This window comes from Eikenella glucosivorans, assembly GCF_016025525.2.
GTDB lineage: Bacteria > Pseudomonadota > Gammaproteobacteria > Burkholderiales > Neisseriaceae > Eikenella > Eikenella glucosivorans.
In genome coordinates this window covers 213,943-240,678 of the sequence record NZ_JACSGR010000007.1, presented here as the reverse complement: position 1 = coordinate 240,678, position 26,736 = coordinate 213,943, and the positions used below count along the sequence as shown (strand labels likewise).

General features: G+C 55.3%; 29 protein-coding genes. 20 read left to right on the top strand and 9 right to left on the bottom strand.

Annotation, left to right across the window (positions count from 1 at the left end; all coding sequences use genetic code 11):
- The 4 genes from H9Q10_RS10530 to H9Q10_RS10515 all read left to right on the top strand — a co-directional run.
- The coding region (locus H9Q10_RS10530; RefSeq protein ID WP_274381501.1) for an IgG-binding virulence factor TspB family protein at window positions 1-468 on the top strand (468 nt) is incomplete at its 5' end.
- A 309-nt stretch (window positions 469-777) separates the two neighbouring features.
- Complete coding sequence (locus H9Q10_RS10525) at window positions 778-1,065, top strand: DUF2523 family protein (RefSeq protein WP_197903926.1); 288 nt, start codon at window positions 778-780, stop codon at window positions 1,063-1,065.
- Between the two features lie 3 nt (window positions 1,066-1,068).
- A complete protein-coding gene (locus tag H9Q10_RS10520; protein ID WP_197903925.1) occupies window positions 1,069-2,211 on the top strand; it encodes a zonular occludens toxin domain-containing protein in 1,143 nt (380 codons plus the stop codon).
- A 285-nt stretch (window positions 2,212-2,496) separates the two neighbouring features.
- Window positions 2,497-3,462, top strand: a complete 966-nt coding sequence (locus H9Q10_RS10515; RefSeq protein ID WP_197903924.1) for an IS110 family RNA-guided transposase — start codon at window positions 2,497-2,499, stop codon at window positions 3,460-3,462.
- Between the two features lie 129 nt (window positions 3,463-3,591).
- Here the strand turns inward: H9Q10_RS10515 and H9Q10_RS10510 are convergent, their stop codons facing one another.
- A complete protein-coding gene (locus H9Q10_RS10510; protein WP_420841861.1) occupies window positions 3,592-3,810 on the bottom strand; it encodes an RNA-binding S4 domain-containing protein in 219 nt (72 codons plus the stop codon).
- 91 nt (window positions 3,811-3,901) lie between these two features.
- Window positions 3,902-4,411, bottom strand: a complete 510-nt coding sequence (gene luxS / locus H9Q10_RS10505) for an S-ribosylhomocysteine lyase (protein ID WP_197903922.1) — start codon at window positions 4,409-4,411, stop codon at window positions 3,902-3,904.
- Between the two features lie 123 nt (window positions 4,412-4,534).
- On the opposite strand from luxS, the gene H9Q10_RS10500 reads away from it, so the two are divergent.
- Window positions 4,535-4,753, top strand: coding sequence for a hypothetical protein (locus H9Q10_RS10500; RefSeq protein WP_197903921.1), 219 nt, complete (start codon window positions 4,535-4,537; stop codon window positions 4,751-4,753).
- Window positions 4,754-4,950: 197 nt separating this feature from the next.
- Here the strand turns inward: H9Q10_RS10500 and murJ are convergent, their stop codons facing one another.
- Window positions 4,951-6,489 carry a murein biosynthesis integral membrane protein MurJ gene (murJ, locus tag H9Q10_RS10495; RefSeq protein WP_197903920.1) on the bottom strand — a complete coding sequence of 513 codons (1,539 nt, stop codon included), beginning with the start codon at window positions 6,487-6,489 and terminating at the stop codon, window positions 4,951-4,953.
- Window positions 6,490-6,781: 292 nt separating this feature from the next.
- On the opposite strand from murJ, the gene H9Q10_RS12260 reads away from it, so the two are divergent.
- Complete coding sequence (locus H9Q10_RS12260) at window positions 6,782-7,360, top strand: hypothetical protein (RefSeq protein ID WP_197903919.1); 579 nt, start codon at window positions 6,782-6,784, stop codon at window positions 7,358-7,360.
- A gap of 64 nt (window positions 7,361-7,424) precedes the next feature.
- On the opposite strand, the gene H9Q10_RS10485 is transcribed toward H9Q10_RS12260, so the two are convergent.
- Window positions 7,425-8,216 carry an inositol monophosphatase family protein gene (locus H9Q10_RS10485; RefSeq protein ID WP_197903918.1) on the bottom strand — a complete coding sequence of 264 codons (792 nt, stop codon included), beginning with the start codon at window positions 8,214-8,216 and terminating at the stop codon, window positions 7,425-7,427.
- Window positions 8,217-8,290: 74 nt separating this feature from the next.
- On the opposite strand from H9Q10_RS10485, the gene H9Q10_RS10480 reads away from it, so the two are divergent.
- The 11 genes from H9Q10_RS10480 to H9Q10_RS10430 all read left to right on the top strand — a co-directional run bounded on the left by H9Q10_RS10480 (window position 8,291) and on the right by H9Q10_RS10430 (window position 17,379).
- Entirely contained in the window at window positions 8,291-9,013 is a 723-nt protein-coding gene (locus tag H9Q10_RS10480; RefSeq protein ID WP_197903917.1) for a 16S rRNA (uracil(1498)-N(3))-methyltransferase, read from the top strand.
- Between the two features lie 325 nt (window positions 9,014-9,338).
- Window positions 9,339-10,202: a ParB/RepB/Spo0J family partition protein gene (locus H9Q10_RS10475; protein ID WP_197903916.1), complete on the top strand. Its 864-nt coding sequence runs from the start codon at window positions 9,339-9,341 to the stop codon at window positions 10,200-10,202.
- Window positions 10,203-10,449: 247 nt separating this feature from the next.
- Window positions 10,450-10,803 (top strand): ATP synthase subunit I, encoded by a 354-nt coding sequence (locus tag H9Q10_RS10470; protein ID WP_197903915.1) that lies wholly within the window; start codon window positions 10,450-10,452, stop codon window positions 10,801-10,803.
- A complete protein-coding gene (atpB, locus tag H9Q10_RS10465; RefSeq protein ID WP_197903914.1) occupies window positions 10,793-11,662 on the top strand; it encodes a F0F1 ATP synthase subunit A in 870 nt (289 codons plus the stop codon). Before H9Q10_RS10470 ends, atpB begins: the two co-directional genes overlap by 11 nt.
- A gap of 54 nt (window positions 11,663-11,716) precedes the next feature.
- Window positions 11,717-11,971, top strand: coding sequence for a F0F1 ATP synthase subunit C (atpE, locus tag H9Q10_RS10460; protein ID WP_067593149.1), 255 nt, complete (start codon window positions 11,717-11,719; stop codon window positions 11,969-11,971).
- A 54-nt stretch (window positions 11,972-12,025) separates the two neighbouring features.
- Complete coding sequence (locus tag H9Q10_RS10455; RefSeq protein ID WP_197903913.1) at window positions 12,026-12,496, top strand: F0F1 ATP synthase subunit B; 471 nt, start codon at window positions 12,026-12,028, stop codon at window positions 12,494-12,496.
- Between the two features lie 4 nt (window positions 12,497-12,500).
- A complete protein-coding gene (locus H9Q10_RS10450) occupies window positions 12,501-13,046 on the top strand; it encodes a F0F1 ATP synthase subunit delta (protein ID WP_197903912.1) in 546 nt (181 codons plus the stop codon).
- 9 nt (window positions 13,047-13,055) lie between these two features.
- Window positions 13,056-14,603, top strand: a complete 1,548-nt coding sequence (atpA, locus tag H9Q10_RS10445) for a F0F1 ATP synthase subunit alpha (RefSeq protein ID WP_197903911.1) — start codon at window positions 13,056-13,058, stop codon at window positions 14,601-14,603.
- A 23-nt stretch (window positions 14,604-14,626) separates the two neighbouring features.
- The gene (gene atpG / locus H9Q10_RS10440; RefSeq protein ID WP_197903910.1) at window positions 14,627-15,508 is read left to right on the top strand and encodes a F0F1 ATP synthase subunit gamma; all 882 of its coding nucleotides are present in this window, start codon (window positions 14,627-14,629) and stop codon (window positions 15,506-15,508) included.
- 37 nt (window positions 15,509-15,545) lie between these two features.
- Entirely contained in the window at window positions 15,546-16,943 is a 1,398-nt protein-coding gene (gene atpD / locus H9Q10_RS10435; protein WP_197903909.1) for a F0F1 ATP synthase subunit beta, read from the top strand.
- Window positions 16,944-16,953: 10 nt separating this feature from the next.
- Complete coding sequence (locus H9Q10_RS10430; protein WP_197903908.1) at window positions 16,954-17,379, top strand: F0F1 ATP synthase subunit epsilon; 426 nt, start codon at window positions 16,954-16,956, stop codon at window positions 17,377-17,379.
- Between the two features lie 135 nt (window positions 17,380-17,514).
- On the opposite strand, the gene coaD is transcribed toward H9Q10_RS10430, so the two are convergent.
- A complete protein-coding gene (gene coaD, locus H9Q10_RS10425) occupies window positions 17,515-18,033 on the bottom strand; it encodes a pantetheine-phosphate adenylyltransferase (RefSeq protein WP_197903907.1) in 519 nt (172 codons plus the stop codon).
- Between the two features lie 370 nt (window positions 18,034-18,403).
- Between coaD and lnt the strand changes: the two genes are divergently transcribed.
- From lnt to H9Q10_RS10410, 3 genes are all read left to right on the top strand, one after another.
- Window positions 18,404-20,035, top strand: a complete 1,632-nt coding sequence (lnt, locus tag H9Q10_RS10420) for an apolipoprotein N-acyltransferase (protein ID WP_197903906.1) — start codon at window positions 18,404-18,406, stop codon at window positions 20,033-20,035.
- A 201-nt stretch (window positions 20,036-20,236) separates the two neighbouring features.
- Entirely contained in the window at window positions 20,237-21,088 is an 852-nt protein-coding gene (rpoH, locus tag H9Q10_RS10415) for an RNA polymerase sigma factor RpoH (protein ID WP_197903905.1), read from the top strand.
- 434 nt (window positions 21,089-21,522) lie between these two features.
- A complete protein-coding gene (locus tag H9Q10_RS10410) occupies window positions 21,523-22,341 on the top strand; it encodes a tetratricopeptide repeat protein (protein WP_238480195.1) in 819 nt (272 codons plus the stop codon).
- A 104-nt stretch (window positions 22,342-22,445) separates the two neighbouring features.
- Here H9Q10_RS10410 and H9Q10_RS10405 read toward each other — a convergent pair whose 3' ends face one another.
- The 4 genes from H9Q10_RS10405 to pyrB form a co-directional block, all read right to left on the bottom strand.
- Window positions 22,446-23,498 (bottom strand): metallophosphoesterase, encoded by a 1,053-nt coding sequence (locus H9Q10_RS10405; RefSeq protein ID WP_197903903.1) that lies wholly within the window; start codon window positions 23,496-23,498, stop codon window positions 22,446-22,448.
- Between the two features lie 108 nt (window positions 23,499-23,606).
- The gene (gene pyrI / locus H9Q10_RS10400) at window positions 23,607-24,065 is read right to left on the bottom strand and encodes an aspartate carbamoyltransferase regulatory subunit (RefSeq protein WP_197903902.1); all 459 of its coding nucleotides are present in this window, start codon (window positions 24,063-24,065) and stop codon (window positions 23,607-23,609) included.
- Between the two features lie 76 nt (window positions 24,066-24,141).
- Window positions 24,142-25,452 (bottom strand): glycoside hydrolase family 16 protein, encoded by a 1,311-nt coding sequence (locus H9Q10_RS10395; RefSeq protein ID WP_197903901.1) that lies wholly within the window; start codon window positions 25,450-25,452, stop codon window positions 24,142-24,144.
- A gap of 151 nt (window positions 25,453-25,603) precedes the next feature.
- Window positions 25,604-26,524, bottom strand: a complete 921-nt coding sequence (gene pyrB, locus H9Q10_RS10390) for an aspartate carbamoyltransferase (RefSeq protein WP_197903900.1) — start codon at window positions 26,522-26,524, stop codon at window positions 25,604-25,606.
- Window positions 26,525-26,736 lie beyond the last annotated feature (212 nt).

The following is a 26,736-nucleotide window of genomic DNA, read 5'->3' as shown; positions in this document are numbered from 1 at the left end:
AAACAGGCACGCTGGAAATTTTATAACTGCCCGAACGGCGTCTGTGTACAAGAAACCATCATTAACCGCCCCGACCTTAAACCTAACTCCCCCGAAGCCCCCGCACCAAAAAACCCGCCTGCCGGCAATACCGGCAGCGGCGACAAACCCGGCACAGAAACCCCGCCGCCCTTCGACCTGTGCAAAGAACACCCTGATATTCTGGCTTGTGACCAACAGCCTGAACCCGAAGATGCCGACTTAAGCATTCCCAAAGAAACCGTCAATCTCGATTTCAAACCCGAAAACGTCTTCAGTACCGATGCCGCCTGCCCCAAGGGTGAAGAGTTCGAAGCCTTCGGCAGCCGCTTCAGCATCAGCCTCGAACCTGCCTGCGCCGCCGCTCGCAAAATTAGGCCGTTTATTATCGCCGGTGCTTGGCTAGTGGCTGCCTTCTTCGTCGCCCGTGTGGTGCGTCAGGAAGTGTAGCAACAGCAGCCTATTTACAGACGAATAGGCCAGCCCTCACCGTCATTGCCCGTTATGTCTCCGCCCTGTCAAGGGGGAAGCTTTGTAAAGGCCGCAGGTCTTTACGAATACCCCCTTTACAGGGCACCCCTGCCCCACACTCTAGCCCGTGGGGGAGGGTGTAAGGGCGAAGCCCGTCCCCTGCCCCACGCGGCGTCGCAAGTGAGACTAGGGGGTGCAGGGGGACTAGTCCCCCGCAAGGGTTCGGCAACAGTACCGGAGCAGGCTACCTGAAACGCTATGAAAGCAAAAATAGTGAAAGGATAGAACATGAAATTCCTTGCTGCCCTAGCCCCCTTATTGATTAACGTCGTTGCCCGTATATTCTCGGCACTAGCTTTAACCGCCGTTACCTATGTCGGTTTTGATTTGATTATTGGCCGTTTCAAGCAGGAAATTACAGGTTTGCTGCTTAATTCCGGTGCCCCTGTCGGGCTGCTGCAAATGTTCTATATCTCCGGCGGTGGGGTCGTGATGAACATCATGTTCGGCATGCTGACTTTTATCGTTACCTTCAAATCCATGACCAAACTCGCCAGCCGCCTAGGGAGGAAATAAGCCATGGCGCAAATCGTTCTCGTAACCGGCAAACCCCGCATCGGCAAAACCGCCTTTGTCGTCGATATGATTATGCATGAGGAAGACTACAAAGGCCGCAAGCTGTTCTCCAACATCAATGGCCTGAAGCTGCCGCACCATCAGCCGCCGGAAGGGCACAGCTGGGAAGATATGTATGAATGGCTCAAGTGGGAAGAAAACATCGGCTCGCTGGTGGTCTTTGACGAAGTGCAAGACTTATACCCCAAACGCTACGGCAACGGCAAAATGCCGCCCAACGTATCCTTTCTCAACGTTCATGGCCATTACGGCATAGACATGATTTTTATTACACAGTCCCCGAAAATCATCGATTTGAACCTGAAAGAGGTCGTGAATAAGCATATCCATATTACTGCCAACCAAATGGGCGGCCTGACCCGTCTGGAGTGGAATGAGGCGGTAACGAATACGACCAGTGAAGCCAAGCGCGCCGTTTCCAGCGTGCATAAAATAAATAAGGAAGTTTTTGATTACTACAAATCTGCCGAAGTCCACAGCCATAACAAGAAAGTCCGTTCGCGGTGGTGGTATGTCTTGGTATTCGGGCCGCTTGTAGTGTTGTTTATGCTGTCGATTGTTGGCTATATGGGCTGGAGAACCTATCAGGGCTTTAAAGCCAAAGGCAACGCCCAAACCAGTCAGCAGCAGGCACAAACGGAATCCGAACCTAGCGGCAATCCCGTTTCAGATATTCGGCAGGCTACTCAAGTGGCCACTTCATCCATGCAGGGGGAAAATGGCAACCTGACCCCGGAAATGTTCGTGCCCACCCTGGCCGAACGCCCCGAATCCAAACCGCTGTATAACGGCGTGCGGCAGGTTAGGCAGTTCGAGCGGGTGGCCGCCTGCATCGACGGCGGGGAAAGCGGCTGTGCCTGTTATACCGACCAGGCAACCAAGGTTCGGGAAGTGCCGGAAGCCCTGTGCAGGCAATACGCATCGGAAGGCCTGCCCTTCAATCCCTACAAAGAAGCCCGGCAGGAAACCGCCGCCCCGCAGCAACCTACAGCGGCAGACGGCGGCAGCCCTTCCGTCCTGTCCTTAGACGGCCAAAGCAAAACCAATCTGGCCTATGCCCATGATGCGCCACTGTCGGCACAATAGAGTAAGGGAAGGAATAAATATGCCGCGCCATTACTGGAAAAACTTCGTCCTACGCCGTTTCGTTTCCAGCACCGTTTCTTTGATAGTCAGACAATTGGCATCGTTATTGCGTACTTTTTTTAAATGATTCGGAGTCATGACCGAATCACAGAATCCGTGAGCCCGAAAGGTGTAGCCTGACTCTTGAAGTCGGTAAAAAGATGGGGACACGGATTCTTTTTTTACCTGAATTTGGAAGCTATCTTGGAACGGCACAGCCGAATCCGCATTGATAAGGTTAAATTTATGCACCTCGGAATAGACGTATCGAAGCACAAATTGGATTGCTGCCTGCTGCTGGACGACGGTAAAACGGCGGAAATCATCATTGACAACCATCAGGTAGGCTATGCCAGATTGCGCAAATGGCTACAGGCGCACGATGCGGAAAACAACCTGCATATCTGCATGGAATACACCGGCATTTACTACGAACAGGCGGCAGACTATTTCAGCCGCCTTTATACGGTTTCGGTAGTTAATCCCTACTGGATAAAATCGTTCGGGATGGCAGTATTCAAACGCTCCAAAACCGACAAACAGGATGCCAAGCTGATAGCGCAATACAGCCAAATGGTACAACCGGAGCCATGGAAGCCATTGACCGAAGCACAGCAGCAGTTGCGCGATTTGAACCGCTACCTGATACGCCTGAAACGGCAGCGGGCGGGAGAGGAAACCAAACGGCAAACCGCACCGGACTACCTACAAGGCTACCTGAATCAAAGCATCAGCCATTTGAACGAGCAGATTAAAATGGTAAACCAGCAAATCAAACAGCTATTGAAACAGGATGAAGAGCATGCGGACAAAATCAAACGGCTGCAAACCATTCCGGGCATCGGCCTCACTTCCGCGGCCGTCCTGTTTACCTTGCTGCAACATGGCCGCTTTAACAAAGCTTCCGAACTGGTGGCCTATCTAGGCCTAGATCCCAGGCATCGGCAATCTGGCAGCAGCCTGAATAAGCCTAGCCGGATATCCAAGTTCGGCCAAAACGATTTGCGCGCCGCCCTGTTTATGCCCGCCATGGTCGCCTATCGGGACAAAGCCTTTCCGGCATTTATTGAACGGCTTAAAGAGAAAAAGAAACCGCCGAAAGTCATCATTGTGGCTTTGATGCGAAAATTGGCTGTGATTGCCTTCCATCTGATAAAGACTGGGCAGGACTTCGAGCCGGAGCGGTATCAGGCAAGGAATAGCACACAATAGAACCATAAAAAACCAAGCTGCCCACGTTGATTTGTCAATGTGGGGCAGCTTGGCTATACGGTAAAGAAACGTAAAGGATTATTGACACGCAATAAGCTATCTTTTTATTTGCTGCGGTATCCGGCGGTTTTATTCCTGCACTTCAATCGTGCTGCCATCGTCCAGCTCGATGATTTCGCCGGCGCGGATTTTGGCGGTTTTGCGGGTTTCGGGCGTGCCGTTGCGGCGGATGCGGCCTTCGGCGATCCAGGCTTTGGCCTGGCCGCCGCTGCTGGCGAGGCCGCTGAGTTTGAGCAGGTCGCACAGGGCGATGTGTTCGTGGCCGTTGAGGGAGAAGGTTTGCATGATGCTTTGTTTCAAATGTTTTGGTTGTCTGGCTAGGGCGATGGAGGCTACCTGAAAAATGGTTTTCAGGTAGCCTCTTTAATGCACGCGGTGTTTACAGTTTGCCGAGGATGTCTTCGCTCAGGGCAAGCTCGGCGTTTTTGTTGATGCCGATTTTGCGGGAGAGGATGTGGCGGGCGATGTCTTGGGCTTCTTGCAGGGAGTGCATGCGGTAGGTGCCGCATTGGTATTCGTTCAGCTCGGGGATTTGGCTTTGGTTTTGCACTTGGAGGATGTCTTGCATGGCGGCCTGCCAGGCGGCGGCCACGGCTTCTTCGCTGGGGGTGCCGATTACGCTCATGTAGAAGCCGGTGCGGCAGCCCATGGGGGAGATGTCGATGATTTCCACGTTTGCGCCGTTGAGATGATCGCGCATGAAGCCGGCAAACAGGTGTTCGAGGGTGTGGATGCCTTTTTCGGGCAGGATTTCTTGGTTGGGCACGCAGAAGCGCAGGTCGAACACGGTGATGTCGTCGCCTTTTGGGGTGCGCATGTTTTTGGCCACGCGCACGGCGGGGGCGTGCATTTTGGTGTGGTCTACGGTGAAGCTGTCGAGCAGGGGCATGGGGTTTCCTTTGCGGGTTGGGATTGCGAGGGCGCTATCATATCATTTTCGCGGCGTGCTTGAAAAAATGCATGTTTTGTGTAAAATCCGGCTCCCTTCTTAACCAATAAAAAAGAGACGACTATGCAAAACTTTGGCAGCACCTTGGCGGTGTTGGGCGTTTTGGCGATTTTTCTGGACCTTTTCAACTATGTGCCGAAAGCCTTGTTTTGGATTTACAACTGGGGCGATGGCGTGGCCTGGGGCATCAAGATTGCGCTCATCGTGGTGGGCGGCGTGCTGTGGCTGATGGGCCGCAACCAGGCTGAGCATCCCGACTTGGCAGAGGATGAAGACGATTAAGCGTTTCAAGCGATCAAATCCGCCGGCAAGCGACACGAGCTTGCCGGCGGATTGTTTTGTGTGGCGGAAGCGGTGATGCTGTTATTTTCAGGTAGCCTCAAGCGGCGGGGAAGGCTACCTGAAAATAAGTGAAGCGGATTGCATCAAAACGATGTATCGGCGCAGCGAGGCATTGTTCCCGCAAAACCAAAATCATGCTACGCCTCCCGCCGCTTGAAATGGCGCGGCCGGAAGCCCAGCAGCCCCAGCGTGGCAAAATACAGCACCATGCCAAAGCCGATCAGCGCAAACAGCTGCACCGTGCGCCGCAGCCCGCCCACCTGCACCCATTCCAGCGTCGCATAATGCTGCGCCGCCAGCAGCCCGCCGGCCATCACCGCCAGCGCCACCGCCAGCTTCAGCAGAAACGCGCGCCAGCCCGCCTTGGGCTGATACATCTCCTTCACCCGCAGCAGCATATAAAGAAACGCCGCATTGATGCACGCCCCCAGGCTGATGGAGAGCGCCAGCCCCGCATGGTGCAGCTTCCACACAAACATCAAATTCATCAGCTGCGTGCACACCAATGTAACAATCGCCACTTTCACCGGCGTTTTGATGTTTTTCTGCGCATAAAAGCCCGGCGCCAGCACCTTAATCAGAATCAACCCCAAGAGCCCCACCGAATAGGCAATCAGCGCCTGCTGCGTCATCAGCGCATCGTTTACGCCGATTTTATTGTACATAAACAGCGTGGCCACCAGCGGGAAGGCCAGCACCGCCATGCCCACCGCCGCCGGCGCCGTGAGCAGCAGGCACAGGCGCAGGCCCCAATCCAACAGCGCCGAAAATTCGCGCCGGTCGCCCGTGGCCGCGTGTTTGGAGAGGCCGGGCAGCAGGATCGTGCCCAGCGCCACGCCCAACACACCCGTGGGCAGCTCCATCAGCCGGTCGGCAAAATACATCCACGACACGCTGCCGCTTTGCAGGTAGGACGCGATATTGGTGTTGATCACCAAGGACACCTGCGCCACAGAAGTGCCCAAAATCGCCGGCGCCATCTGCCTGATCACGCGGTTTACCGCCGGGTCGCCGAAATGCAGCTTCGGCATTTTCAAAAAGCCCAGCCTAAACAGCCACGGCAGCTGGAACACCAACTGCAGCACCCCGCCGCAAAACACGCCCCAGCCCAGCGCCATCACCGGCTGCTCGAAATACCGCGCCCCCAAGAGTGCAAAGCCGATCAGCGACACATTCAACAGCACCGGCGTGAAGGCCGGCACGGAAAAGCGGCCATAAGTGTTTAAAATGCTGCCCACCAGGGAGGAAAGCGAAATCAGCAGGATATACGGGAAAATAATCCGCAAAAGCTGCGAAGCCAGCGCAAATTTCTCCGGCTTGCCGCCCCAGCCGCTGGCCGTGGCCCAAATCACCGCCGGCGCCGCCAGCACGCCGATGGCGGTTACGATGAGCAATGCAAACATCAGCATCCCGGCCACATGCTGCACAAATTGCTGCGTTTCTTCCGGCGATTTTTTTTGCTTGAATTCCGCCAAAATCGGCACGAAAGCCTGCGAAAATGCGCCTTCGGCAAAAATGCGGCGCAGCAGGTTGGGCAGGCGGAAGGCCACCACGAAGGCGTCCATGGCGATGCCCGCGCCGAAAATCCGCGCCAATACCGCGTCGCGCACAAAGCCGAGCACGCGTGAGAGCATGGTCATGCTGCCGATTCTGGCCAGGGCTCCGAGAAGGTTCATTCTTTTGCATACCTGTGGATAAAACGGGCGCCAGTTTACCGCAAGGGCCGGGCGGGGGGAATGTTTGGTTTTCAGGTAGCCTCTTTCAGGCTACCTGAAAAGTTGCCGCGGATTGTTATCAGGGTTGGCGGGCTGTTTGCGAAATTCGGGAAGCGCAATATGTTTGGTTTATCCGGCATGTGGAGTTTCGGGCGGATGAAAAATTTCAGGTAGCCTCCGGCCGCCCGCGCCGTAGGAAGAAAACGGGGCTTTGGCTATAATGCGGCCTTTTGTTCCGCCGAAGCGCTTTGCCATGTACCGACTGATTTCCGATGCCGCCAACCTGATGCGGCTGCAATTCCGCCCCGCCGATGAATATGTGTATCCGCTGCACGATATGTTGGGCGCGCTGCTGGTGGCGGCGGCGGTGAACACGGCGATGATGGCGCCGCTGTTGAGCGGGCAGCACGGCATCATGGCGCTGATGTTTTGCCTGCAGCTGGTGAAGTGGCCGGTGTTCAGCACGGTGATGGATAAGCTGATGGGCGCGGTGTCGGGCCGGCGGGTGTGGCTGTGGGGCTATGTGCTGGTGTCGGAAGTGTTGGTGGTGCCGTTGCTGCTGCTGGTGTATGTGCCGCGCTTGGCGCTGTTGGGCGATATGTGGTCGATGTGGGGCACGGTGGCCACGATAATCGGCTTTGCGCGTCTGTGCGGGGCGCGGGTGTGGCAGGTGTTGTTGGGTTATGCGCTGAGTTTTTGCGTGCTGTTTGTGGTGGCGGGGCTGTTGTGGACGCTGTTTGTGACGTTGGGCGTGGTGGATACGGCGCAGATGGAGCAGCTGATGATGCGCTGGCAGGAGATGATGAATACGGTGCCGCCGGGCAATAAATAAGGGATAAAGGCTACCTGAAAACCCAGCCTTGTTTTGCAAGACACCGTTTTCAGGTAGCCTTTTCCTATTGGTTGGCGCGGATCCAAGCTAGCCAGCGCTCGAACAGGTCGGGCTGCAAGCCGGCGATCACGGAGCGTTTGAACACGTGCTCGCCGCTCCAGAAACCGTCGCCTTCGAGCGTGGCGAGTCGGCCGCCGGCTTCTTCGTAGATCAGGGCGCCGGCGGCGTAGTCCCACAGTTTTTGTCCGCCGTGCAGATAGAGGTCGTAGCGGCCGGCGGCGAGGTAGCACCAGTCGAGCGTGCTGGAGCCCATGCTGCGCTGGGAGCCGAAGGGGTGGAGGGTTTGCATGCGGCTGGCGAGTTTGCCGGAGCGCAGGTATTTCACTTCCACGCCGGCGATGGCTTCGTTTAGCCGTTTGGGCGTGTGGTGCAGCGGCAGGGCCCGGCCGTTGAGGCTGGCGCCGCGCCCGTGTTCGGCGGCAAACATTTCCCGCATCATGGGGTGGAACACCGCGCCCAGCCGGCTGCGGCCGTGCCGGACATAGGCCACGGAGAGGGCGAAGTGCGGCAGGCCGTTGATGAAGTTGTTGGTGCCGTCGATGGGGTCGACCACCCACAGCCCGCTTTGGGCATGCCGCCGCCACATGGCGAGCTGTTCGTCGGCGCCCATTTCTTCGCCCAGCATCGGGCAGGCGATGAGCTGCGGCAGGCATTCGGCAAACAGGGCTTGGGCGTGCAGGTCGGCCTCGGTGAGGCGGCTGCCGTCGCTTTTGGTGCTGACGGCGGCGTTGAGAAAGCGCGGCATCACAGCGGTTTGCGCCACTTCGCGCACCAGTTCCGTCAAACGGGTTAGCAAAATCTTTCCTTCCCAATGGGTTTTCTGATAGAAATAGAAACGGGATATTAACCATTTTTCGGGGTAAACAACAAATGCCGCGTTTTTATGTTGCGCAAACTTTTGCCGAGGGCGGGGTGCTGAGGCTACCTGAAAATGTCTGCCGGCATATCCAGGTGCTGCGGTTGCAGGCGGGCGCGCCCTTGGTGTTGTTCGACGGGCGTGGCGGCGCGGCGCAGGCAGTGTTGCTGGAAATTGGGCGCAGGCAGGCGCTGGCGCGGGTGGACAAGCTGCTCACGGAATCGCGTGAATCGCCGCTCGCGGTTACATTGCTGCAGGCGGTGTCGGCTTCGGAAAAAATGGATTTTGCCGTGCAGAAGAGCACGGAGTTGGGCGTGGGGCGGATTGTACCGGTGGTTGCCGCGCGCTCGAACGTGCGGCTGCAAGGTGAGCGGGCGGAGAAGAAGGTGCGGCGCTGGCAGGATATCGCTATCTCGGCCTGCGAACAATGCGGGCGCAACCAAGTGCCGCAAGTGGCGCCGATTGCCGATTTGGCACAGGCGCTGGCTGCTTTGCCGGCGGAAGCGGGCGCGCGCTTGCTGCTGAGCCCGCACGATGGTGTGCCGCTGCGCAGCCTGCCGAAAGTGCAAAATGCAGTGCTGCTGATTGGGCCGGAAGGCGGTTTGACGGCGAAGGAGGAAGCGCTGGCGCGTTCGCACGGTTTCCAGCCGGTGCGGCTGGGCGCGCGCGTGTTGCGCACGGAAACGGCGGCGCTGGCGGCGCTGGCGGCGATGCAGGCGCTGTGGGGTGATTTTTAGCGGCGTGGGCCGGCGCGGCGCTGTGCTAGAATAGGCGCGGTTTCGGATGCGGCATACAGCTTCAATGGAAACGCTGCTTCGGCCGTGCCAAACAGGGTTTAAGCGCGGTAGGCTTGCATTTTGGCTTCGCGGAAACCCTCGTTACACGTTTTAACTTCATTGAAGTTCACACTTTCAGGCAGCCTTTCAAGCCGTAAAGGCTACCTGAAAATACCGGCTGGCTGAAACCGCATTTGAGTGCAACATTTTCAGGTAGCCCAATGATTTTCAGGTAGCCTTCCTTGCTGAGGCTACCTGAAAAATAAATGAACCAGGGAACAACAATATGGCAAAACCCAAAAGCGGCCTCGGCGGTCGGGGCTTGGATTCGCTGCTGGCCGGCGCCATCGGCGACAGCAGCGGCGACCGGCTCACCAGCGTGCTGGTGCGCGACATCAAGCCCGGCCGCTATCAGCCGCGCTCGCAGATGGACGATGACAGCCTGCAGGAGCTGGCCGATTCGATTAAGGCGCAGGGTGTGATCCAGCCTGTGATTGTGCGCGAACACGGCCTCTCGCAATACGAGCTGATCGCCGGCGAACGCCGCTGGCGCGCCAGCCAGCTGGCCGGTTTGGCCGAAATCCCCGTGGTGATCAAAAGCATCGGCGACGAAGCCGCGCTGGCCATGGGCTTGATTGAAAACATCCAGCGCGAAAACCTCAATCCGATTGAAGAGGCGCAGGGCTTGCGGCGGCTGGTGGACGAGTTCGGCCTCACGCACGAAACCGTGGCCAAAGCCGTGGGGCGCAGCCGTAGTGCGGTGTCGAACAGCCTGCGCCTGTTGGCTCTGCCCGAGCCGGTGCAGGAAATGCTGTTTCTGCGCCAGCTGGAAATGGGGCACGCGCGCGCGCTGCTGCCGCTGCCGGTGATGGAGCAGCTGGCGCTGGCGCAAAAGGCCGTGAAAAACGGCTGGTCGGTGCGCGAAGTGGAGCGGCGCAGCCAGCTGGCGCAACAGGCGCAGCAAGAGAAAAAGCCGAAAACCGTCAGCCCCGATATCCTGCACCTGAACGAAGTGCTCACGGAAAAGCTGGGCGTGCGAGCGGAAGTGCAAACCGGCAACGGCAAGCGCGGCAAGGTGGTGTTGCATTTTGACAGCCCGGAAACCTTCGCCCGGCTGATGCGGCAGCTGAATGTGGATTTGCCTGAATAAATGAAACGGCAGCCGGCAAGTTTGGCTTACGGGAATCTAGGTTTGACTGATTATAATATGTTGTTTTAGATTTGGTTTAAGCTTGATTTTCAGGTAGCCAAGAGGCGGCAAGAGTGTTGTTGGCGGATAATTGGGTAGGCTGCGTTTTAAGTGGAAATTATTTGACAAAGATTAACACTTTTCTTGACATTAAGCCTGCTTTTGCTTATATTTGCGCCGCTATTGTTTAGCGAATAAAGACGGATATATGGCAGCAGCAATTTGGCTCCAGTTGGCGGTAACGGTGATGTTGGTTGCTGTTTTTTGGGTGTTTTCCGGCGCTGCTGCGGCTGAATCGGCGGCGTTGGGTTGTTTGTGTTATCTGTTGCCGACCGTTCTGGCGGTACTGGTTTTAAGGTTTCTTCGGCGTTTCCCCAAATGGCGGGACGGCGCGTTTTGGATTGGAGAAGGTTTAAAAATAGTACTGGCGGTCGTTCTAATGACGCTGGTGTTTGTTTTTTATCGCCAACGAATCGTATTTGTTCCGTTTATCCTCGGGTTGATTGCGGTGAGTCATGCGGTGTTACTGATATTTTGGAAAGCTAGAAAGTATGGCCAGTGAAAGCATGAGCGCAGCCGACTACATCAAGCACCATTTGCAAAGCTTGACCAGTTTGTCGGATGTGAGCAAGGGGCAGGGTCTGCAAAATATTGCCGACTTCTCGTTTGTCAATTTAGATTCCCTTTTTATTGCGACCGTTTTGGCTGTCATTGGTTCGCTGGTGATGTGGTATGCTGCACGTAAGGTAACACCTGGTGTGCCAGGGCGCTTTCAGGCTGCGATCGAGATCTTGTTTGAGTTTATTGATAACTTGTGCAAGGGTATGATTCATAATGAGCAATCCCGTAAAACGGTGGCTCCGCTTGGTTTGGCGCTGTTTGTGTGGATTGTGCTGATGAATACCATGGATTTGCTGCCGGTGGATTTGCTGCCGTGGATTTGGCAACATATTACAGGTAATCATCATGCGTTGTTGCGCGTGGTGCCGACTGCTGATTTGAACATTACTTTGGGGATGTCTATCGGTGTGTTACTCACCTGCTTTATGTTCAATATCAAGCTTAAAGGATTGGGCGGCTGGATTCATGAACTATTTGCTGCTCCTTTTGGTATTTGGCTGGCGCCGTTTAACTTTATCTTAAACTTGGTTGAGTTTTCTTCCAAAACCATTTCTCACGGTATGCGACTATTCGGTAATATGTATGCCGGTGAGCTGGTATTTCTCCTGATTGCCATGTTGGGCGGTGCTTGGGCAATGCCCGGTGAAGCTGTAACTTGGGTAGATCCGGTATTAGCGTTCTTCCATATCTTGGCCGGATTTGTGTGGGCGGTGTTCCATATCTTGGTTATCGTGTTGCAGGCGTTTATTTTCGTTGCGTTGGCTTTTGTGTATATCGGGCAGGCGCACAGTTCTCATTAGTTTTATGGTTTTTCGTAGTTGTATTTTTAACTTTCACTTTGTAAGGAGTTTCAAATGGATTTGAATAGCGTATTGGCCATCACTTGCGGCCTGATTGTTGCATTCGGCGCGGTGGCTGCTGCTGCTAGTATTGCGTTTGTGGGTTCGAAATATCTGGAGGCTTCTTCCCGCCAGCCTGAATTGATTGAACCGTTGCAAACCAAATTGTTCCTGATTGCCGGTTTGATTGACGCGGCGTTCCTGATTGGTGTGGCTGTTGCCTTGTTGTTCGCGTTCGTGAATCCGTTTGCTCCGGCAGTTGCAGGTTAAGATTACACAAACTTTTGACGTTTGTTTTAACCCTAACTGTGAAGGTTGAATAAAGTGAATATTAATTCAGCTTTAATCATACAGATAATCGTCTTTTGCCTGTTGGTGTGGTTCACGGTGAAATTCGTGTGGCCACCCATTGCAAAGGCGCTGGATGAGCGTGCCAGTAAGATTGCTGAAGGATTGGCTGCAGCCGAGCGAGGTAAGCATGATTTCGAGCAGGCTGAAAAAAAGGTTGCTGAAATCATGGCTGATGGGCGTGGGCAGGTAGCTGAGATTATCGCTAATGCGGAAAAACGCGCTTCTCAAATTGTAGAGGAGGCGAAAAAGCAAGCTTCTGTTGAGGCTGCCCGCATTGCAGCTCAGTCTAAGGCTGATGTCGAGCAAGAATTCAATCGAGCTCGTGAGGCTTTGCGTGAGCAAGTGGCTGCGCTGGCTGTTAAAGGTGCGGAACAGATTCTATGCAGTGAGATTAATGCCGATAAACATGCCCAGCTTTTGGGTATGTTGAAGCAGGAGCTGTAGGATCATGGCCGAACTTGCCACTATTGCTAGGCCGTATGCAAAAGCATTATTTGAATTAGCTGCTGAGAAAGGGCATGTTGAAGCGTGGTTAGAAAAGCTGACGGAACTGTCTTGGGCTGTCAGTCAGCCTAAACTTGCTACGTTTATTGAAGATGCGGGAGTAGCTTCCTCGGTTAAGGCAGATACTCTGATTGGTTTGCTGGAAAGCATTCATACACCGCAATATACAGAGTTTAAGAATTTCCTGTATGTGCTGGCAGAAGGTGGGCGGTTGATGGTTTTGCCGGATATTTGTGCCCAATACCAAGAATTTCTGCTATCTAGGGATCATATTCAGAAGGCAGTTGTTTATAGCGCTTTCCCAATGAGCGAAGGTCAGTTTGCCAAGGTAGTGAGTGATTGCCAGCAGAAATTTGGTTGTAAGCTAGAAGCTACGCTGGAAATTGTTCCTGAGCTAATCGGTGGCATCAAGATCGAAGTTGGAGATAAAGTCTTAGATTTGTCCGTACAGGGTAAATTAAAAAACCTATATGCGGCAATGGTAAATTAGGAGAGTTTCATGCAGCTTAATCCTGCTGAAATCAGTGAGTTGTTGAAATCCAAAATTGAGAACCTGAATACAAAACAGGAAGCAAACACGTATGGTGGTGTGATTTCTGTAACTGACGGTATTGTGCGCGTGCATGGGCTGTCAGATGTGATGCAGGGGGAGATGCTGGAATTTCCTGGCAATACGTTTGGCTTGGCCATGAACTTGGAACGCGATTCAGTCGGCGCAATTGTGTTGGGTGAATATGAGCACATCAAGGAAGGCGATCAGGTTAAATGTACCGGTCGTATTTTGGAAGTGCCAGTTGGCCGGGAATTGGTTGGTCGTGTGGTAAATGCATTGGGTCAGCCAATTGATGGCAAAGGACCGATCGATGCAAAAGAAACTGCGCCGATTGAAAAAATTGCTCCCGGGGTGATTGCTCGTCAGTCTGTGGATCAGCCTATGCAGACTGGTTTGAAGTCTGTGGACTCTATGGTTCCAATTGGTCGTGGTCAACGAGAGTTGATCATTGGTGACCGTCAAACTGGTAAGACTGCAGTTGCATTAGATGCGATTGTCAATCAAAAAGGCACTGGTGTTATTTGTATTTATGTGGCAGTAGGACAGAAAGCTTCTTCTATTGCCAACGTTGTGCGTAAACTGGAAGAGCATGGCGCAATGGAGTACACTATTGTGGTGGCTGCTACGGCCTCCGAGGCTGCCGCATTGCAATTTATCGCTCCATATTCCGGTTGTACGATGGGCGAATATTTCCGCGATCGTGGTGAAGATGCTCTGATTGTGTATGACGATCTATCCAAGCAGGCTGTGGCATATCGTCAGATTTCTTTGTTGCTCCGTCGTCCTCCAGGCCGTGAAGCGTATCCGGGTGACGTGTTCTATTTGCATAGTCGTTTGTTGGAACGCGCAGCTCGTATCAATGCTGCCGAAGTGGAAAAATTGACTAACGGCGAAGTTAAAGGTAAGACAGGTTCATTAACGGCATTGCCGATTATCGAAACCCAGGCAGGTGACGTGTCTGCATTTGTGCCGACCAACGTGATTTCTATTACTGATGGTCAGATTTTCTTAGAAACCGACTTGTTCAACTCCGGTATCCGTCCTGCGATTAACGCCGGTATTTCTGTATCACGCGTAGGCGGTTCGGCTCAAACCAAGGTCATCAAGAAATTGGGTGGTGGTATTCGTTTGGCTTTGGCCCAATATCGCGAATTGGCTGCATTCTCTCAGTTTGCTTCTGATTTGGATGAGGCTACCCGCAAGCAATTGCAGCACGGTGAAGTGGTAACTGAATTGATGAAACAAAAACAATTCAGCACCATGAGTATTGCTGAAATGGCCTTAACCTTGTGGGCAATCAACAAAGGTTCATACGAAGATATCCCTGTATCCAAAGCATTGGCGTTTGAATCTGATTTCTTGGGTTACGTGCGTACTCAGCATGCGGATGTATTAAATCAGATCAACCAAACCGGTGTGATGAGTGAAGAAAACGAGCAAGTTTTGACTGATGCAATTAATACGTTCAAAACATCTCGCAGCTATACGGCTTAAGGCGTGTAAAGGAAAAATCTGAAATGGCAGTAGGGAAAGAGATTCTCACGAAAATCCGCAGTGTACAAAATACACAGAAGATTACCAAAGCCATGCAGATGGTATCGACTTCCAAAATGCGGAAAACGCAGGATAGGATGCGTTTAGCACGCCCTTATGCAGAAAAAGTCCGGGTAGTGATGAGCCACTTGGCACAAGTTGAAACCGAGCATAAACAGCTGCCAATACTGGAAAGCCGGGAGAGTAATATTCGGCGAGCCGGTTTTATTCTGATTACGACCGATAAAGGCTTGTGCGGTGGGTTGAATGCCAATCTACTGAAAAAATTTCTGTTGAAAGTTCAAGAATACCAGCAGCAGGGCGTTGAAGTGGAGGTAGTTTGCTTTGGCAGCAAAGGTTTGGCTACCTGTAATCGTGCTGGGCTTAATGTGGTAGCCAGTGCGGTCAATCTTGGTGATACTCCTAAGATGGAAGTATTGCTGGGTTCTCTTACGGAAGTGTTCCAACGCTATGCCGATGGCGGTTTGGATGTGGTGCACTTGGTATATTCAAGATTTATCAATACCATGCGCCAAGAGCCGAATGTGGAGATGCTGCTGCCGATCGGTCATAATGTGCTAAACGAAATATCGGAAGATGAAGAATATGGCCGTGAATATATCTACGAACCTTCTCCGATTGCCGTATTGGAATATTTAGTGCGCCGATATTTGGAGTCAGTGGTTTATCAGGCTTTGTGTGAAAACATGGCTTCTGAACAGTCTGCGCGCATGGTGGCGATGAAAGCTGCTACGGATAACGCAAGTAATGCAATTAAAGAATTGCGCCTGATTTATAACAAATCTCGTCAGGCTGCAATTACTACGGAACTATCAGAGATTGTAGCCGGTGCAGCCGCCGTTTGATGCAACAGGTAGATTTGAAATTTTAGGATATAGATAAATGGATCAAGGCAAAATCGTACAAATCATTGGTGCGGTCGTTGACGTGGAATTTCCTCGTGCCGCTATTCCGCGCGTTTATGACGCATTGAAGTTAGTCGATACCGATTTGACGCTGGAAGTGCAGCAGCAGCTCGGCGATGGCATTGTCCGTACTATTGCGATGGGCAGTACCGATGGTTTGAAACGCGGATTGGCCGTGAACAATACTGGTGCGCCGATTACTGTGCCTGTGGGCAAGGCCACTTTGGGGCGTATCATGGATGTGTTGGGCAACCCCGTAGACGAACAAGGTCCGATCGGCTCCGACCAGACGCGTGCCATTCACCAATTTGCCCCTAAGTTTGACGAATTGTCCAGCACCACCGAACTGCTGGAAACCGGCATCAAAGTGATTGACTTGCTTTGTCCGTTTGCCAAAGGTGGTAAAGTGGGTCTATTCGGCGGTGCTGGTGTGGGCAAAACCGTGAACATGATGGAGTTGATTAACAACATCGCCAAAGCACACAGTGGTTTGTCCGTATTTGCTGGCGTGGGCGAGCGTACCCGTGAAGGTAACGACTTCTATCACGAAATGAAAGATTCCAACGTGTTGGATAAAGTGGCGATGGTGTACGGCCAGATGAACGAGCCGCCCGGTAACCGCTTGCGCGTAGCCCTGACTGGCCTGTCGATGGCCGAATACTTCCGCGATGAAAAAGACGAAACCGGCAAAGGCCGCGACGTATTGTTCTTTGTGGACAACATTTATCGTTATACCTTGGCTGGCACAGAAGTGTCCGCACTGCTCGGCCGTATGCCGTCTGCCGTGGGTTACCAGCCGACGCTGGCCGAAGAAATGGGTCGTTTGCAGGAGCGCATTACCTCCACTCAAACCGGTTCCATTACCTCTATCCAAGCCGTATATGTGCCGGCGGACGACTTGACCGACCCGTCTCCCGCCACCACCTTCGCCCACTTGGATGCGACCGTGGTATTGAGCCGCGATATTGCCTCTTTGGGTATTTATCCCGCTGTGGATCCGTTGGATTCCACTTCCCGTCAGCTCGACCCAATGGTGCTGGGTCAGGAACATTACGATGTGGCTCGCGGCGTGCAATCCACTTTGCAGAAATACAAAGAATTACGCGACATCATCGCCATTTTGGGTATGGACGAATTGTCTGACGAAGACAAGATGACCGTAATGCGCGCCCGTAAGATCCAGCGCTTCCTGTCGCAGCCATTCCATGTGGCCGAAGTGTTTACCGGCTCGCCCGGCAAATACGTTCCGCTGCGCGACACCGTGGCCGGCTTCAAGGCGATTTTGAGCGGCGAATATGACCATCTGCCGGAACAGGCGTTCTACATGGTGGGCGGTATCGAAGAGGCCGTGGAAAAAGCCAAAACCTTGAACTGAGGAACGCAGCATGGATGTCATGCAGATTGATGTGGTCAGCAACGAGCAGAATATTTATTCCGGCCAGGTGAAGTTTGCTGTGGTGCCGACGCTGAACGGCGAGCTCGGTATCCTGCCGCGCCACGAGCCGATTATGAGCTTGGTACGCCCTGGCACGTTACGCCTGCAAGTTCCGGACCAGGAAGACGAAGTGCTGGTGGCCATTTCTGGCGGTATTTTGGAAGTGCAGCCGGATAAGATCATGATTTTGGCCGACGTGGCCGTGCGCAGTGCCGAGTTGGATCAGGCGCGGGCGGAAGAGGCGCGGAAAGCGGCCGAGGCCAGCGTGGCTCAAGCCAAAGACGATGAAGCCTTGGCCAAAGCCCAAGCGGCACTGGCGCTGGCAATTGCCGAACTGAAAACGCTCGATTATCTGCGCTTACACAAGAAACATTAGCGCAGTCAAACGAAAGACGAATAAAGCACGAGTTGATCGTGCTTTATTGTTTTTCGGATTAGCTGTTCGGGCTACCTGAAAAAACAGGGGCTGCTTCGGCAAGATTTTTCAGGTAGCCTGAGCGGTGGGGAAAGCTTAATTATCTTCCGGCTCGCAGCCGTGATCGGCGAGGATTTTGCGGTACACGGCTTCGGGTACGTAGCGGCGGATGGTTTTTTGCCAGTTTTGCGGGCCGACCATGCCTTTGACCATGGTGGAAGACACTTCGGCAAATTCGCGCGGCGGCATCAGGATCACGGTGGTGATGTCGGGCTGCAAATCGGCGTTGATGTAGCGCATGGCACGTTCGTATTCGTAGTCGGATCCGCTGCGGATGCCGCGTATCACGAAATCGGCTCGGATACTATCGGCAAAATCGACCAGAAAGCGGTTATGGAACTGGCTGATGCGCACATTGGGAAATTCGGCGGTGATGTCGCGCAGCATGGCGGTGCGTTCTTCCAGGGTGTAGGTGGCCTGTTTGTCGGGATTGGTGCCGATGGCAACAACGAGTTCGTCGAACATGGCCTGTGCGCGGCGGATCATCCACAGGTGGCCGTTGGTGGGCGGGTCGAAGCTGCCGGCGTATACGGCGCGGCGGTGGGGGTGGGGCATGGTTGGTTCTGTTTGAAAATGCCGGTGGCCGGCGGATGGGGGAAGCGGGCGAAGGGTACTCTGTCGGCGGCGGCGGCGCAAGGTGCCGACGAACTTGTGAGCGTTTTTTTGTTTGAAAACGCGGCTTATTTTGCCCGAATATTTTTCAGGTAGCCTTTAGCTCGGTAGAGGCTACCTGAAAAATAGTAGATTGATTTTCGGCAGGCTACGCTGCTTTGCCTGCTTACAGTTTAATTCGATTAAGCGGGCAGCAGAACTCGCTGCACTGTATTCGCGGTGCCGCCGGCACAATCGCCCCGATCGGATTTTTCTCTCTTCCCGCTGCCTGAATCCACTATAATAGCGCGTCTTTATGAGGCTACCTGAAAACATGAATTGGGTTGCAAAACTTGAGGCTTTTTTTAGCCGGCGTTATGTGTATTGGCCCGTGCTGCTGCTGTTGGCCGCGAGCACGCCGCTGGCCTTTGCCCCGTATTACCATTTCTGGCTGATGCCGCTGTTGTTCGGCGCGCTCATCCGGCTGATCGAGCTGCGCCCGCAAAACAGCGTGTCCAGCGCCTATTGCTTCGGGTTGGCGGGCTACACGGCGCAGTTTTATTGGATCCACACCGCGCTGCACGACGTATCCGGCCTGCCTAATCTCTACGCCCTGCCGCTCACCCTGCTGCTCCCCGCTTATCTTGCGCTCTATCCCGCCGCCTGTTTCTGGCTGCTGGAAAAAGCACGCCTGCCGCGCGGCTGGCGCATCGGCCTGCTGCTGCCCGTGCTGTGGACGCTCACCGAGTTTGCGCGCGAACGGGCGATCACCGGCTTTGGCTGGGGCGCGCTGGGTTACAGCCAGGTGGCCGATTATTCCCCGCTGGCCGGCTATGCACCGATAGGCGGGCTGCACCTGCTCACGCTGTTGTGTGCCTGTTGCGGCGCATGGCTGGTGCTGGCCGTGCATAATCAGGGCTGGCGGTGGCGTGTGCTGCCCGTGTTGCTGCTGATTGGCGTGCTGGCTAGCGGCTGGCAGCTGCGTCAAGCGCGTTTTACCGAGCCAGACGGCAGCAGCGCCACCGTGGCGCTGGCGCAGGGCAACGTGGCGCAAAGCCTGAAATGGGAGCCCGAACAGCTGGGCACCATTATGCAAAACTACTACGAGCAGGTGGCCAACAGCCAGGCCGACATCACCATCCTGCCCGAAACCTCCCTCCCCATCATGCGGCAGGATTTGCAGGAATACCACCCCGGCGTCCTCGACCAATTCGCCTACGAAGCCCAGCGCAACGGCAGCGCCCTAGCCATGGGCATCGCCCAATACAACCAGCAGGGCACAGGCTACCTGAATGCTGTCATCAACCTGAGCAACTTCCATCCCGACCGGCCCGACGATATCCCGTTCTACGCTAAAAACCACCTCGTCCCCTTCGGCGAATACAAGCCCCTGCCCGCCCTCACCGAGCCGCTCTACCGCATGATGAATATGCCGCTGGCCGGCTTCAGCCAGGGCGGCAGCGCCCAAGCTCCGCTTTTGCTCGCCAACCAGCGTGTTGCCTTCAACGTGTGCTACGAAGACGGCTTCGGCGACGAGCTGATTGCCTCCGCCAAACGCGCCAGCCTGCTGGCTAATGTGAGCAATATGGCCTGGTACGGCCGCTCCACCGCCATGTATCAGCACTTGCAGCAATCGCAAACCCGTGCGCTGGAGCTCGGCCGCTACATGGTGCGCGCCACCAACACCGGCGCCACCGCCATCATCAACCCGCAAGGCCGAATTGTGAAACTTGCCCCGGCCGACACCCGCACCGTGCTTGAAGGCAGCATTGAAGGTTATCGCGGCGAAACCCCGTATATGAAGATGGACGGCTCGCTGCCGTTAATCTACGGCTTGCTGTGCGTGGCCGTGGTCATGCTGCTGGCCGGCTATTTGTCGGCAGCGAAAAAAGGCGGGGAAGCAAAACTGCCGGCAGAAAGCGAAGCAGCGGAGGAAGCGCATGAAGCAGCGGATAGCGGAGAATAAACGCGGATAGGCGAAGTTGCCGCAGCTTGTTGCAATATAGAAAATAAATCAAATTCAGAAAAATACAAAAATTTACCTATCAATAAAGCAAACTCACATAAAAAGGTGTTTAATGGCACCCTCAGAGAAAAGATAGAGCAAAGAATAATCCGCCCAAGTGGCGGCAAAAAAAAGAACAAATTAAAAAGGAAACAAGAAATAATGAATACCGCTTTTGCCTTACCCATCCCCAGCGGCCACGGCAGCCTGGAGCAATATATTCACACCGTGAACAGCATCCCGCTGCTCACCCCCGAGGAAGAACACAATCTGGCCGTGCGCCAGCTGCAAGGCGACTTGGAAGCCGCCAAGCAACTGATTTTGTCGCACCTGCGCGTGGTGGTGTCCATTGCCCGCGGCTACGATGGCTACGGCTTGAACCAGGCCGACCTGATTCAGGAAGGCAACATCGGCCTGATGAAAGCCGTGAAACGCTATGAGCCCAACCGCGGCGCCCGCCTGTTTTCCTTTGCCGTGCACTGGATCAAGGCCGAAATCCACGAATTTATCCTGCGCAACTGGCGCATGGTGCGCGTGGCCACCACCAAGCCGCAGCGCAAACTGTTTTTCAACCTGCGCAGCATGCGCAAAAGCATGAACGCCCTCTCGCCCGAAGAAGCGCAGAGCATTGCCGACGACTTGGGCGTGAAAATGGACGAAGTGTTGGAAATGGAACAGCGCATGACCGGCAAAGACGTTGCTCTCTTGGCCGATAACAGCGACGGCGAAGACGACGGCTACGCTCCCATCGACTGGCTGGCCGACAACCACAACGAGCCCACTCAGCAGATCGCCCAAAAAGCCCGCTATGCCATGCAGACCGAAGGCCTGCAAAACGCACTGGCCCAGCTCGACGACCGCAGCCGCCGCATCGTGGAAAGCCGCTGGCTGCAAGACGACGGCGGGCTCACCCTGCACGAGCTGGCTGCCGAATATGGCGTATCCGCCGAGCGCATCCGCCAGATTGAAGCCAAAGCCATCCAAAAGCTGCGCGGCTTTATGAGCGAAGAATAAGTTGTCAGACAGAAGAATGAAGGCTGCCCGAAAGGGGCAGCCTTTTTATTGGCCAGCGGCTTGCGATTGCTGCGGCACGCGTTTAGCTGCCATAAGCATTTGCGTTTCCGCTTTTTGGGAACGAAGCCTGCACTGTGTGAAGATTCAGTTTTCAGGTAGCCTTTTGTACAAGATAGAGGCTACCTGAAAACCGTGCTCCGGATTTTGGCTTCATCGGAAAGCGTTTTTTCAGGTAGCCTGAAAGGTTGCCTGGGGGCGGCCGGTTTGTGGTATGCGGCTTGCTTGCAGGCAGGGACTGGCTAAAAATCGGGGTATCGATTGGGGCTATGCGTGCAAGAGCATGCGTGCTGTATTGAAGCTGGTATTTTCAGGTAGCCTATTGATAGGCGGAATGGGTTTTAGGGGGTGTGATGAAAAAAGGAATTTGGTTGGCGATGTTGCTGGCGGCAAATGGTTTTACTTGGGCTGATGTGCGCCCGGGTGGAGAGGCTGCGGCGGCAGGAGGAAGCGGTTTTGGCGTTGCTGTGTTGCAGCAACAGGCGGAAAGGGATGATATGAATGCCCAATTTACTTTGGGCGTGGCTTATGAGCATGGGTTGGGTGTGGTGCGGAACGCTGCTCTAGCGCGGAAATGGTATGAGGTGGCATCATCGCAAGGGCATATTGTGGCACCGTATCATTTGGGCTTGATGCATTTTCATCCTGAATCAGGCAGGCCGGATTATGCGCGTGCCAGGCAATGGTTTGAAAAGGCTGCTGCGCGCGGGATGCCGCCGGCCATGATGTTTCTGGCAACGATTTACAGGCACGGGTTGGGGGTGAAGCAGGATGAGCAGCGGGCGGTGGAATGGGAGGAGCGGGCGGCGCAAGTGGGTTATCCGGTGTCTCAAGTTAGCTTGGGTGTGATGTATTTGGAAGGGGTGGGCAAGCCGCAGGATTATGCGTTGGCCAAACAATGGTTTGAAAGGGCAGAGGCGCAAGGCGAGAGTGCGGGTGCGTTCAACCTCGGCCGGATGTATTTGGTGGGCTTGGGCGTGCGGGCGGATACGCGTGTGGCTATGCGGTGGTTTGAGCGCTCGGCAGCGCAGGGTAATCAGGATGCACAGGTGATGCTGGGCAAGATTTATTACCGTGGTGCGGATGGTGTGTTGCCCAATCGTACAGTAGCTGTTGGGTGGTTTGAAAAAGCGGCAGCTCAAGGAGACGTGGAGGCAAAGCAGATTTTGCAAGACATCCGCGCTGGTGGGGAGTGAAGATGGTTGTGCATGGCTGAAGCAAGCTGTTCACTATGATGCATGGGAAAGGCTACCTGAAAACAAGTAAACGAGCTTTCAGGTAGCCTTTTCCTATTGTGCCATTAACGGGTGGGAACGTGTTCGCCGTTGTTGAACACCAGTTCCCGTTCGGGCCAACGCAGGGCGGCGAGGCGGAATTGTTCCGGCTGATATTGTTGCGGATGTTTCCTGGCGCGCCAGCTGGCGCCGATGGAGAAATCAACGCAGAACACGTTGTGCCGCGCGCCGTGCCAGCTGTCGGGCTGTGGCGGCAGCAGGCCGCGTTCGGCGGGGAGTGCAGCGGGGTGGGGCTGCCAGCTGCGCCAGTAGTGGCCGATGATGACGGGGGTGTGGGCATGATAGTCGTCCCACCAGGGGCAGCGGGTGGTGCCGCGCCAGCGACCGCCGGCGAAGAAGGGGGCGTCGGCCAGGCGTTCGACACCGCTGGTGAGGGCGCGTATCGGGTTGAGGCGGCTGCGCTCGAAGTCGTATTGGGCGGTGGCGGGCATGGGGGGCGGGGCTTGGTGGGGGTTGTGGGCCAATGGGGCGTAATGTTCTTGTTCATAACAATAGTCGGCATACCAAGGGGCGGTGCGGATGCGGTAGTCGAGCTCGGCGTCGAAGCGGCGGTATTGCTCCACCAGGCCTTCTCCTTGGGCGGCTTCGAGATGTTCGATGTGTTGAGGCAGCCAGGCGGCGTGGACGATACGCAGGTCGGGGCGTTCGAGCAGCAAGGGCTGTTCGGCCAGCCAGGAGGTAAGGGCGGTTTTTTGGTCGGCGGCTTGGCGTTGCCAGGGGGTGTAGTTGGCAGCGTCTTTATCGGCGCGGCTGTCGAAAAACCAGCCGGCACCGTCTTTGGGGTCGTTGGCGAGCAGGTTGAGTTCGTGGTTGCCCAATACCATTTGGGCGAAGCCGCGCTCGTGTGCTTGTTTGAACCAGGCGAGCATGGCGGGGCTGTCGGGGCCGCGGTCGCACAGGTCGCCAACGAAGACGAGCCGGCGGCCTTGCGGGTGGCGGCCGTCGTCGTGATAGCCGAGGTGGTGCAGCAGGGATTGGAAGGCGGCAAATTCGCCGTGGACGTCGCCGATGATGTCTAAGGGGGTGTGGGGCAGGGTTTGGCGGTATTGGTAGGGCATGGCGGTTTGGGTACTTGGTTTAACCGGGGGAAAGGCTACCTGAAAAATGCGGTGTGCTGAAGTGCGGCATTTTTCAGGTAGCCTTTGTTGGGTCTGGTGAATGGTGTTTCAGGCTTCGGCCACTAAGTCGCGGTCGTAGGTTTTTTCGCAGTAGTGGCATTTGAGGCGGGTTTGGCTGCCGCGGCGGCGCACGTAGAAGCGGCTGGTTACGGGCTCGCCGTGGCTGGCGCAGTTGGGGTTGGGGCAGCGGAATACTTCGCTGATGGTGTCGGGCAGCTTCAGCGGCATTTTCTGCTCGACGCGGAAATTGGCAATGATGTTGACGGTGGCTTCGGGGGCGAAGAGGGCGAGACGGTTAGCGGCGGCTTCGTCGAGCCGGATGCCGGTGATTTTGATGATGTCTTTGCGGCCGTGGCGTTTGCTGGGGAGGTTGAAGCCGACGGTAACGGCGTGGCCGTGGTGCAGCAGCTTGAACTGGCGCAGGATGGCGAGGCCGAGGCCAGCTGGGATGTGGTCGATAACGGTGCCGTGTTCGATGGCTTCGACGCTGAGTTTTTTGTTGTCCATTTGGGTTTCCGGGTTTCGGGTGGTTCAGACGGAGTAAAGGCTACCTGAAATTTCAGGTAGCCTGCAATAGCGGGGGTTAGTTTTTCTGATACAGCCGCACGTAGTCGATCAGAGTGGTTTGGATGGGGAAGGGGTCGGTGGGCTTGGGCGGATTCAGGCTTTTTTCCCATTCCGCGTAGTCGTTGATGATGAAATACCACGGGCCTTTCTCGACGAATGTCTGCCTCAGCATCTCTTTGGTGATGTTGAGCTTCGCATAGTCTTCATCCGGCATGGTGGAGGGATAGCCGCCATCTGCATCGGTATCGTGACGGTTGATGACATCAATACGGGTGTTGTCGTTTACGCGGTAGGTACCCACGGGAATCAGCTTGCCATCCAAGAAGTAGCGTACTTTCTGGCCGTCAAATTCAACAGCCCATACATGCCAAGCGCCGTCTATCGGGGTGGCCTGTTTGTTGGGGCGGTATTCCAAACGGTGTATGAAGAGGCGGGTGGCCCAAGAACCTGTTTGATGGCTGTAATAGCAGCGGGCATGGGAGGACGACCAGGCATACTCGCGGGTGGAAGAATACCATTCCACAATATCCAGCTCGCCATAGGGGTCGTTGGCAGCGGGGTTGCGGGCGCAGTTTTGCAGGTTTTCGCTGTTGCGCATCCAAAGGGCGGTGCGCATGCCTTGGGAGCCATTCCAGTTGATGCGAGCGCGGATTTCGGCGCGGAACGGTTTGCTGGCATCCACGATGGGCTTGGATTCGAAGCGGCCGCTGGCGTATTGTGCCACTTGGTTGGCCGCACACGCGCCGGTGGTGGCATTGGTGGCGGTGAGCGGGTCGCCCTGCTGCCGCACGCAATGGCGGCGGGTGGTGATCTTCACAAAGTCGTTTTCCACGAACTCAACGTTGCCTTTGAGGTAGGAGAGGTGGCCGCCCAAGTGGTTGGGAATGTTTTTGACTTCCCAGTCTTGCGGTACGGTGGATTCTTTGAATTCGAAGCACCGCAGGCTTTTCCATTGGCCGGAATCATCAGTAGCCTTTTCACAGCCGTTGCTTGGGGTTGGCGTGGGCGGTTTCGGTGTGGGCGGGTTGGGGGTTGGATCGGGATTGGGGCTCGGCGTTGGGTCCGGTGTGGGGGTTGGATTGGGGTTCGGTGTGGGATCTGTGTTGGGAGACGGATTGGGGGTGGGAGACGGCGTGTTGTTGTCAGCTTGCGGCTGCGATTGAGATTGCTCCCGCATACGAACGGACATGGTCGAAGATTGACCAGAACTGCTACCGCTGCCGAATTGGATGGAGGTGATATTTTGGCCTTCGCCGTTTTTGCTGCCGCCGCCGCAGCCGGCCAACGCGCCCAGGCACATCAGCGCCAGGATGGTTTTTGCATGCATTATTTGATCCCTTTGTTGAACAATATGTTTTATAGATATAAACCAATGACGTGTGCATGCATGAAGGGTTGGTTTCGGCCGGGTTGTTTATTTTGCCGAAATGCAACCTTGGCTTGGCCCAGCGTTTTTCAGGTAGCCTGAAGTGCCGGAGTTATACGGTTTCGTTGAGCACCAACGAGAGCATGGCCATGCGTGCAAATACGCCGTTTTTGGCTTGCTCGAAGTAGTAAGCATAAACCGTGCCATCCACATCGGGGTGGATTTCGTCGACGCGGGGCAGGGGGTGCAATACGCGCAGGTTGGGCTTGGCGTGGGCGAGCATGGCGGCTTCTAGGTTGAATTTGCCTTGGATTTTGGCGAACTCCTGCTCGTCGAAACGTTCGCGTTGCACGCGGGTCATGTAGAGGATGTCGGCACGCTCGATGGCGGCTTCGAGGCTGGGCATGGTTTGGTAGCGGCAACCGGCGGCATCGAGCTCTTCGGTGATGTATTCGGGCATGGCGAGGCTGGGCGGGGAAACGAAGATGAATTCGGCGCCCCAGCGTTTCATGGCCTGGGCGAGGGAGTGGACGGTGCGGCCGTATTTGAGGTCGCCGGCCATGGCGATGATGAGGTTGGCGAGGCTGCCTTGGGTTTCTTGGATGGTAACCAGGTCGAGCAGGGTTTGGCTGGGGTGCTGGTTGGTGCCATCGCCGGCGTTGATCACGGGCACGGCGGAAAATTCTGCCAGCACGCGGGCGGCGCCGTCTTTGGGGTGGCGGATGACGATGGCGTCGGTGTAGCTGGAGATGATGCGGGCGGTGTCGGCCAGGGTTTCGCCTTTTTTGGCGCTGGTGTTGGCGCCGTCGGAAAAGCCGATCACTTTGCCGCCCAAGCGCTGCACGGCGGTTTCGAAGGAAAGGCGGGTGCGGGTGGAGGGCTCGAAGAAGCAGGAGCCGATGAGGCGGCCTTCGAGCAGGTTGCGGCGCGGCTGATGTTTGAGGCGCAGGGCGGTATCCAGCAGGCATTCGAGCTGCTCGTTGCTCAGGTCGGGGATGGAAATGATGTGCTGGCCGTAAAGGGGGTTGGGCATAGCGGTCTCCGGGCGGGTGGCAAACGGGCGTATTATGCGCTGTTTGGGGGGAAGAGGCTACCTGAAAACAGCGGTAAAGGCGGGCTGTGAGTCAGGCCGTTTCATATTTTCAGGTAGCCTTTTAAAGGCGGCAAGCAGGCTACCTGAAAATCCGGCAAACAGTTTTTCAGGTAGCCTTCAATGCCTTGCTAAGGGTTGCCTGAAAACCATCC